Consider the following 9,036-nt stretch of genomic DNA (forward strand, 5'->3'; position numbering starts at 1 on the left):
CAAAAAAACCGGCCGCAAAAAGCTGACCGGTTTCACACCCGGTCCTTTTAGCTACTTGTTTAACGTGGCTGCAAGCCGACCGGCCAAATCACCACGGGATAAGCCTCCCAATACTGCGCCGCGGCGCTTGCGTCAATTCCCCCGATTTGGTTTTGTCGGGCACGCTTCAAAAGGTTTCGGATGATGGCACGGGCAACGGGTATTCTGGCGGATCGCGCCATTCGCGCACTGTTCGACGGCGGGCGCCTGAGGAGCGAGGCGCCGCTGGACGCGGACCAGATCCAGCCGGCGAGCCTCGACCTCAGGCTCGGCTCGGCCGCCTTCCGCGTTCGCGCCAGCTTCCTGCCCGGGCCGTCCCACCTCGTCTCCGACAAGCTCGACCGGCTGCGGCTGCACGTCATCGACCTCAGCGAGGGGGCGGTGCTCGAGACCGGCTGCGTCTATATCGTTCCCCTGATGGAGAGCCTCGAGCTTCCGGAAGACCTGGCGGCCTCCGCAAACCCGAAGAGCTCGACCGGGCGCCTCGACATCTTCACCCGCGTCATCACCGACCGGGCGCAGGAGTTCGACAAGATCCCGGCGGGCTACAAGGGGCCGCTCTACCTGGAGATCTCGCCGCGCACCTTCCCGATCGTCGTGCGCCGCGGCTCGCGCCTGTCGCAGATCCGGTTCCGCAAGGGCAACGCCCTGCTCGGCGAGGCAGACCTCCTCGACCTCCACCGCACCGACGTTCTCGTCGCGAGCGAGACGCCGAATGTCTCCGGCGGCGGCATCGCGCTGTCGATCGACCTGAAGGGCACCGGGGCCGACGGCCTCATCGGCTATCGCGGCAAGCACCATACCTCCGTCGTCGACGTCGACCGCAAGAACCAGCACGACATTTTTGATTTCTGGGAGCCGCTCTTCAGCCGCGGCCGCAACGATCTGATCCTCGATCCGGACGAATTCTACATCCTCGTCTCCCGCGAGGCGGTGCATGTGCCGCCGCTCTATGCCGCCGAGATGACGCCCTTCGATCCGCTGGTCGGCGAGTTCCGCGTCCACTATGCCGGCTTCTTCGATCCGGGCTTCGGCCATGCCTCTGCCGGCGGCTCGGGCAGCCGCGCCGTTCTGGAGGTGAGAAGCCACGAGGTTCCCTTCATCCTCGAGCACGGCCAGATCGTCGGCCGCCTCGTCTACGAGCACATGCTGGAGCCGCCGGAAGGCCTCTACGGTGCCGGCCTCGGCTCGAACTACCAGGCGCAGGGCCTGAAGCTCTCCAAGCACTTCCGCTCGTCGTGACGCCGCCCGCGCCTTGACACGTCCGGCGAACTGTTGAATGACTCCGCCCATCGGGCGGGTATGATGTAATGGTAGCCTGTCAGCTTCCCAAGCTGAACGCGCGGGTTCGATTCCCGCTACCCGCTCCAGCCTTCCGACCGCTTCCCCGCAAGCTTTTCGGCCTCGCTGTCCCGGCGATCGGCGGATGTATTTGTCGAGCGCCGTATTCATGTTTATAGAGCCTTTGAGGGCCGTTCGCGTCGCACCTGCCGCGCAGGCGGTTTGCCGCACCGACCCCAACCGACAGGAGCTCCCGATGATCGCTGCCGCCCGGAAGATCGAAGCCGGTCCGGCGGCGCACCTGCCGGCCTTCGAGACGGACGGCCTCACCTTCGCCGTCGGCGGCAGGACGATCCTCGAACCCGTCTCGCTCTCGGTCCGCACCGGCGAGGTGTCGGCGCTCGTCGGCCACAACGGCTCCGGCAAGTCGACGCTGGTCAAGCTGCTGGCGCGCCAGCTCGAACCCTCCGGCGGCGAGGCCCGCTTCGAGGGGCAGGCGCTGCGCACGCTCGGATCGCGCGAATTCGCCCGCGCCGTCGCCTATCTGCCGCAGGATGCGCCCGCCGCGCCCGGCATGACGGCGCGCGAACTCGTCGCCTGCGGCCGCTATCCCTGGCACGGTGCGCTCGGCCGCTTCACCGGGCGCGACCGCGAAAAGGTCGAGGAGGCGATGCGGCTCACCCATATCGGGCATCTCGCGGACCGGCTCGTCGACACGCTGTCGGGCGGCGAGCGCCAGCGCGTCTGGATCGCCATGCTGGTCGCGCAGGACAGCCGCTGCCTGCTGCTCGACGAGCCGACCTCGGCGCTCGACGTCGCCCACCAGCTCGGCGTCCTCGGGCTGGTGCGCGACCTCTCCCATGCGAAAGGGCTGAGCGTCGTCCTGGTGCTGCACGACATCAACATGGCGGCCCGCTTCTGCGACCGCGTCTTCGCGCTCCGGCAGGGGCAGTTCATCGCGGAAGGCGCGCCGGCCGAGTTGATGAACGCGGCCACGCTGCGCGAGATCTACGGCGTTGCCATGGGCGTGATGCCGCACCCGCTTTCGGGCCTGCCGGTCGCCTATGTGGAGTGAGCGGCGGCGGCGTCGCTGCCTCCGGCCATGGCACCGGCCGCCGCGGGCCTCGCCGGCCGGCCCGCAAGCCGTCGCGGCCAGGCGGCGAGCGCGCCGCCGATCCTCGCCGGCAGGACACCTTCCGGCTGATGCGGCGTCTTGTTCCAGGCGAAGGGCCGGCTTTGCAGTTCCTCGACGGCCCGCCATGCGGCGAGCGCGACGAGCATCCAGTAGACCGGCAGATGCAGGAGCCGCAGCACGGCCGCCGGCCGTTCGCGCGGCCTCATCGCCGCGATTCCCAGCGCCACGAAGACGGCATAGCTGCCGAAGATGTTGATCGTGTCGATGACGAAGAGCGCAAGCGCAAGGGGCCCGACGGAGAAAGTGCCGAGCGTCATCATCCGCCAGCCCGTGGCGGCCACGAAACCGAGCAGCAGCGGATGACAGAGCGATGAGACCAGCATGCCGCCGATCAGCACGTGGAACAGCAGGAAGGAGACGGGGCCGAGGTCGCGCATCAGTCTCAGGGGATGGCGCATCAGCACCAGCCAGGTCTGCAGCCAGCCCTTGAACCAGCGGGTGCGCTGCGCGAGCCAGGTTCCGACCTCGGTGGGGGCGGATTCCAGCGTGGGCCGCGTCAGCACGCCGCAGCGGTATCCGAGACGGTGCAGCCTCAGGCCGATGTCGGCGTCCTCGGTCACGTTGTAGGGGTCCCAACCGCCTGCCCGCCGCAAGGCGTCCATGCGGAAGTGGTTCGACGTGCCGCCGAGCGGCATCGGGAGGCGGAGCGCCGCCAACAGCGGCAGCAGGCCGCGGAACAGCGCGGCATATTCCAGCGCGAAGAGCGCGCTCAGCCAGGACTGTGCGCCGTTGCTGACGATGAGGGGCGCCTGCAGGCAGGCAAGCGTCGGCGGCGCCTTGCGAAAGCGGCTCCAGGCCTCTTCGAGCTGCCAGGGGTCCGGCCGGTCCTCGGCGTCGAAGATGACGAGATAGGCGCCGCGCGCTGCGCAGAGCGCATAGCAGAGCGCTTTCGGTTTTGTGCGCGGCGCGCCGGGCGGCACCTCCACGATCTCGTATTCCGGGCCCGGCCGTCGGGCACGCAGGGCGTCGATGGTCTCGGTGTCGTCCGCCTCGCAGACGAGCTTGATGTCGAGGCGCGAGCGGGGCCAGGCGAGACGGTCGAGGGCGGCGAGAAGCTGCGGCACCATCGCCGCTTCCCGGTAGAGCGGCACGAGCACCGTATAGACCGGCCGCGGCGTGTCGTCCTGTCCGGGGCGGTAGAGCTGCCTGGCAGCCGGCACCGCAAAGACCGCCGCCACGCGCAGCACGAGCGCCGCGAAGAACAGCAGCGTCGGCACCACGTGCAGCGCGAGCAGGGTCTCCATCGGTCGCAGCACGAGAAAGGTCAGCAGCAGACAGAGCGCAAGGCCGACATGGAAGCCCTGGCGGCCCCAGAGCGTGAGGCGGGCGCTGTAGGCGGGCGCCTTCTCGAACAGCGCATTCGTTGTCCGCTCCAGCCGCTTCTGGCGCCCCGCCGTCCAGAGGGCTCGCCGCAGCGCCGCCGGCGTCGTCACCACGAGGCTGTCGCGCAGCGCCGGCGTCTCCACGAGCTTTTGCCGCATGGCGGAAAGCCCCCGCGCGGTCGGGATTGCCGCGAAGATCGGCGGGCGCGACGTGAAGTTGAGCCGGATCATCGTCGGGCGGATGAGGTTCACGTCGCAGCCTTCGCTGTCCGCCACCCGCTCGGCCGGCAGGTCCGCCAGGAAGGGCAGGTCCAGAATTTCGGCCAGCGCTTCGTAGTAGGTGTCGGGCTCCAGGTTTCCGCTGACGATCAGTTCCGTCTCGATCGTCGTCGCATTGCGCATCGCCGCGGCCGCGTGCCGCGCGATCGTCGGCTTGGAGAGGCCGAGCCGGCGAAAGAAGCGGGCCTCGTCGAAAAGGTCGGGCGGGACCGGCGCGTCCTGCACCGTGCCGGACGGCATCCGCGCTTCGCCTCCGGCGGCTTCCGTCGCGGCTCGGTCGCCGTCGGCGGCATCGCTGCGCGTGCCGGTAGCCAAATGGTCCGTGCCGGGATAGTCTGCCACGCGCATGCCGCCCCGCCGTCCGTTTTCGAACGCCACCCCGTTAAACCCCTAGTTGATGATAATGAAGAATTCAACGGCGACATCCCCAGAATTCTATGGGCGCATCGCGGCCTGCGTGATTTTCTTTCTGGCGCTGATCGGCATCGCGCGGGCGCAGGACGCGTCGTCGGCGATCTTTCCCCTGCCGTTCGACAGCCGCGAGCGCATCGCGCGGCCGGACATGACGGGCATCACCCGTCTGCGCTTCCTCACCACGGTCGATTTCCCGCCCTTCAACTTCATCGACCAGAACAGCAAGCTGACCGGCTTCCATATCGATCTCGCGCGCGCGATTTGCGGCGAACTCGACATTGCCGACCGGTGCCAGGTCCAGGCCATCGCCTTTGCGGACCTCACCGCGGCGCTGGAACGCAAGGAGGGTGAGGCGGTTCTGGCCGGCATGGCCGTGTCGGTCGACCTGCGGCGCCGGTTCGCCTTCTCCCGGCCCTTCATGCAGCTTCCTGCGCGGTTCGTCGTCCGGCGGAACGGCGTGCCGGAAGGCCGGGCGGCGGCGCTTGCGAAGAAGCCTGTCGGCGTGGTCGCGCGCACCGCGCACGAGGCCATGTTGCGCGCCTATTTTCCGGAGCTTCAGGCCGTGCCCTTTCCGTCGGCGCCCGCGGCATTCGCCGCACTGAAGGCGCGCCGTATCGAGGCGGTCTTCGGCAGCGGCATGCAATTGTCCTTCTGGGCGGCGAGCGCGGATGCCGCCGGGTGCTGCCGGCTGTTCGACGGCCCCTATTTCTCGGAGGCCTTCCTCGGCGAAGGGCTGACGGTCATGCTGCGCAAGGAGGACAAGGTCCTGGTCGAAGCGATCGATCACGCGCTTCTGGCGCTGTCGCGCAACGGCCGGCTCGCGGAAATCTACCTCCGCTATTTTCCGAACGGCATCTACTGACGCCGGAAGGGCAGGGTCAGCGCCCACCAGAAGCCCGAGGTCTGTGTGCCGCGATAGGCGGGCAGGCCGATCTCCATGCCCTCGTGGCCCCGCTCGGGCTGCGCCACATAGGTCGAGAACAGCCGGTCCCAGACGGACAGGCTGAAGCCGAAGTTGGAATGCGTTTCCCGCGGCACCATGGAATGATGCACGCGGTGCATGTCCGGGGTGACGACGACGCGGCGCAGCACGGCGTCGAGTCGCGGCGGGAGGCGAATGTTCGCATGGTTGAACATCGCCGCGCCGTTGAGAACGATCTCGAAGATCAGCACGGCGAGGGGCGGCGCCCCGAGCGCGATCACGATCGCGGCTTTCCAGAGCATGGACAGCAGGATCTCGCCGGGATGGAAGCGGAGCGCCGTCGTCAGGTCGAAGCCGTTGTCGGCATGGTGCATCCGGTGAAAGCGCCAGAGCAGCGCAAAGCGGTGGCTCGCCACGTGCTCCAGCCAGATCGCGAAATCGAGGACCAGAAAGGCGATGACGCCGGCCACGACGCCGTCGAGCCCGATCGCCGGAAGGAGGCCGAGGCCGCGGGCCTCGGCCCAGAGCGCCGTGCCGACCGCGGCAAGCGGGAAGACGACGCGCAGCAGGAGCGACGAGGCGACGAGGAGCGCGAGGTTCGTGACCCAGCGCCGGGCTTTCAGCGCCGCCTGCATCTCCGGGCGTTCGAGGCGCGGATGCAGGATCTCGAGCAGCGCGAGACCGAGGAAGATGGCGCCGAAGGCCAGGACGCGGACCACCGGTTCGCTGATGCCGAAGACGGCCATGGACAAGCTCCGAGACGTCCCGCCTTATCGGTCCGGGCCGGAACGAAAGCCAGACACGATGCCGTGAGCGTCCGGCGTCAGTTCGTCAGGTCGTCGTAGGGCGTGCGATAGCCTTCGCCGTCGAGCCAGTGCAGCAGCGCCTTCGGCTCGTCGGTCTGGATGATCGTCGCGCCGCGGTCGATCCAGAAGCCGAAGACCTCGTCGGGCCGGTGCGAGACGAAGGCGACGCCGTCGCCGCGTCCGCCCGCGACCATGCCGTCGGGCCGATTGGTGATCGGGTAGGTGTTTACCCACATGTGCCAGTTGCCGCGGATCGCCGCCGCCCGGGCCTTGGCGGAAAAGAGCGGTCCGCCGTCCGTCGTCACCGGAAGCCGCGCATCCCTGCGCCAGGTGATGAGTTCGGCTGCGGGCGCTGCGAAAGCCTGCGCCGTCGTCGCCATGAAGCGGACGTCGCGAACCGCATCGTCGGCGATGATCGGCATGAAGGACACATCGCTGCCGACCGAGGCGACGACGGTGCGGGTCAGCGCGACACGGTCGGCATTCCAGACCGCGTTCTTGATCAGGATGCCGTCGGCCATGCCGATCGCCCGCGCCTCGGCGGCGATTGCCGGCAGGTCTTGCGGCTCCAGCTTGTTGTCGATGTTGACGAAGACGCGCCCCTTCGCGGCACCGAGCATTTCAGCGAGCGTCGGCACGACCTCCGCCGTCACCTCGCCCGTGCCCTCGACGACGAGCCGGCAGGTCCGGAGCCTGGCGAGCGTATAGTCGGCCACCGCGCCGCGGCAGGTCGTGGTGCGGTCGAGCGTATGGTCGTGCATCACGACGAGCGCGCCGTCCGCCGAGCGGCGCACGTCGAGCTCGACGATCTCGACGCCGAGCGCCGCGGCATTGTCGATGGCCGCCCTGGAATTTTCCGCGCGCACCGGGCGTCCGTTTTCCTTCCAGCCGGCGCGGTGGGCGACGACCATCACGTGGCCCCGCCAGTGGTTCGCGTCATGGAGGCGGGCGCGGATCTGGTCCGCCCGGTCGATGCCTGGGGCGGCGGCAGATGCCAATGGCAGCAGTCCCGCGAGAAGCGCGAGGATCGGAATGGTCAATCGCATGCGAATCGCTCCTGGTCCGATGGGCTGCGGATGCGGATAGGTCGGGCGGATAACAGGCGAATGAAGAAGCGGTGACAGTCTGATGACGGTGGCGCCGCGTCGCTGCCTGCCGTCAGATGGCCGTATCGGGGCTTTACAGGGCGTCGGACGGCCCTAGTTGCGTTGAGAACAAACGGACAGGAGACTTCCATGCACGATGCCGCGCCCCGCCCCGCCGACGCTCGTCCCGTGAGACGCCTGCGCGTCGACCTGCCGGTCAATGTCACGCTGCATATCTGGCTGAAGGCGGTCGTTCCCGGCGAGCTCGGCATGCTGTCGCTCGCCAATGCCAACGGCAAGTTCGCCGACGTCACGGCGGCAAATGCCGAGGAATACAGTTTCCGCATCTATCACGTCTTCGGCGGCGGCCTCGTCGATTTCGAGTACGACCCCGAAACGACTGCGGTGTCGGTGCTGTACTGGTTCGCCGCGGACGATGTGCTCGAAAAGGGCATCCACGTCGTCCACACCAATCCGAGCAACGCGCCGCCGGTGCTGCCGGACAGTTACCATTTCCGCCCGCCGTTCGGCTGGATGAACGATCCGAACGGCTTCGGCCGCTTCCACGGCCGTCCGCATCTCTTCTACCAGCACTATTCGCACGGCCTGCGCTGGAACACGATGCACTGGGGACATGCCGTCTCGGACGACTACCTGCGCTGGCGGCACCTGCCGATCTTCCTGTTCCCCTCCGAAGAGCTGACGACACGGCCGGACAAGCGCGGCGGCGCCTATTCCGGCTCCGCCATTCCCCAGCCGGATGGTCCCGGCATCCGGGTCTTCTTCACCGAGCAGGTCGCCGACCGCCTGCCCGAGGTCCAGCTCCAGCTCACCGCCACCTCGCGCGACCTCATCATGGCCGGCCAGGCGGAGGTGATCCTGCCCGAGCGGCCGGCCGGCCAGGGCCTGACGCTGGATTTCCGCGACCCGTACGTCTTCCGGGGCCCCGATGGTCGCTGGAAGATGCTGCTCGGCAGCCAGAGCAGCGAGGGCGGGGTGATCCTGCTCTACGAGACGGAGGATCCGACGGCCGCTTCCGGCTGGACCTTTCTCGACAAGCTGCTCGTCGAGAAGCGGCTGAAGACCTCCGCCATCGAATGCCCCTGCATGCTGCCGCTCGGCGGGCCGGTCCACGATCCTGCGACGCGCTGGGTGCTGATCTTCGGCCTCATGCATTCCGAATGCCCGCGCACGACCCGCAAGAACATCACGATCGCCGAGGTGGGCTGGTTCGACGGGCGCCGCTTCACCCGGGAATTCGACCAGGAGCTCGACTTCGGCACCGACAACTACGCCTTCCAGGCGTTCGATGACGGCGGTGCGGCGGTCGGTATCGGCTGGCTGGCGAACTGGGCCGATGCCTCGCCCGAGATCGATTTTCCAAGCGCGATGACGCTGCCGCGCAACCTGGTGCTGTCCGGCGGCATGCTGCTGACGCCGCCGGTCGCCGGGGTGGAAACGCTCCGCAGCCGTCTCGTCGACGATCGCCGCCTTGCCGCCGGCGAACCGGTGGCGCTCCCCGGCGGCGCGGCCGAGATCTGCTTTTCGCTTGCGGCGCCGGGCGCCCCCTTCGACCTTGTTCTCAGCCATCCGGCGCTCGATCTCGCGATCGTCGGCGACGAGCGCGGCCTGTCGATCCGCTATCGCGGCGGGGCGGGCGGCGGCGGGCCGGACTATCTGGCGGCGGGCGCCC

The 9,036-nt window shown here is 68.5% G+C and carries 7 protein-coding genes, 1 tRNA gene and 1 riboswitch; of the genes, 5 read left to right on the forward strand and 3 right to left on the reverse strand.

The genetic code is table 11. The annotated features are described in order from the left end of the window. Positions 1–26: 26 nt before the first annotated feature. Positions 27–105: riboswitch (SAM riboswitch) on the reverse strand. 78 nt (positions 106–183) lie between these two features. The 3 genes from LXM94_RS18575 to LXM94_RS18585 all read left to right on the forward strand — a co-directional run bounded on the left by LXM94_RS18575 (position 184) and on the right by LXM94_RS18585 (position 2,395). Continuing rightward, positions 184–1,281, forward strand: a complete 1,098-nt coding sequence (locus tag LXM94_RS18575; protein ID WP_235772962.1) for a 2'-deoxycytidine 5'-triphosphate deaminase — start codon at positions 184–186, stop codon at positions 1,279–1,281. A 54-nt stretch (positions 1,282–1,335) separates the two neighbouring features. Further along, positions 1,336–1,409, forward strand: a tRNA-Gly gene (locus LXM94_RS18580). Between the two features lie 167 nt (positions 1,410–1,576). Continuing rightward, the gene (locus LXM94_RS18585; RefSeq protein ID WP_235772954.1) at positions 1,577–2,395 is read left to right on the forward strand and encodes an ATP-binding cassette domain-containing protein; all 819 of its coding nucleotides are present in this window, start codon (positions 1,577–1,579) and stop codon (positions 2,393–2,395) included. Here the strand turns inward: LXM94_RS18585 and LXM94_RS18590 are convergent. Continuing rightward, positions 2,383–4,464, reverse strand: coding sequence for a glycosyltransferase family 2 protein (locus LXM94_RS18590; RefSeq protein ID WP_408015665.1), 2,082 nt, complete (start codon positions 4,462–4,464; stop codon positions 2,383–2,385). The genes LXM94_RS18585 and LXM94_RS18590 overlap by 13 nt on opposite strands. A gap of 55 nt (positions 4,465–4,519) precedes the next feature. Between LXM94_RS18590 and LXM94_RS18595 the strand changes: the two genes are divergently transcribed. Next, the gene (locus LXM94_RS18595) at positions 4,520–5,392 is read left to right on the forward strand and encodes a transporter substrate-binding domain-containing protein (RefSeq protein ID WP_235772956.1); all 873 of its coding nucleotides are present in this window, start codon (positions 4,520–4,522) and stop codon (positions 5,390–5,392) included. Here the strand turns inward: LXM94_RS18595 and LXM94_RS18600 are convergent. Together LXM94_RS18600 and LXM94_RS18605 are read right to left on the reverse strand one after the other, a co-directional pair. Continuing rightward, positions 5,386–6,198, reverse strand: coding sequence for a sterol desaturase family protein (locus tag LXM94_RS18600; protein ID WP_235772957.1), 813 nt, complete (start codon positions 6,196–6,198; stop codon positions 5,386–5,388). The two genes, LXM94_RS18595 and LXM94_RS18600, sit on opposite strands and share 7 nt — an antisense overlap. Positions 6,199–6,275: 77 nt before the next feature. Continuing rightward, entirely contained in the window at positions 6,276–7,304 is a 1,029-nt protein-coding gene (locus tag LXM94_RS18605; RefSeq protein ID WP_235772958.1) for a glycerophosphodiester phosphodiesterase family protein, read from the reverse strand. A 189-nt stretch (positions 7,305–7,493) separates the two neighbouring features. On the opposite strand from LXM94_RS18605, the gene LXM94_RS18610 reads away from it, so the two are divergent. Then, the coding region (locus LXM94_RS18610; protein WP_235772959.1) for a glycoside hydrolase family protein at positions 7,494–9,036 on the forward strand (1,543 nt) is incomplete at its 3' end.

The organism is Rhizobium alarense, assembly GCF_021555155.1.
Taxonomy (GTDB): domain Bacteria; phylum Pseudomonadota; class Alphaproteobacteria; order Rhizobiales; family Rhizobiaceae; genus Rhizobium_D; species Rhizobium_D alarense.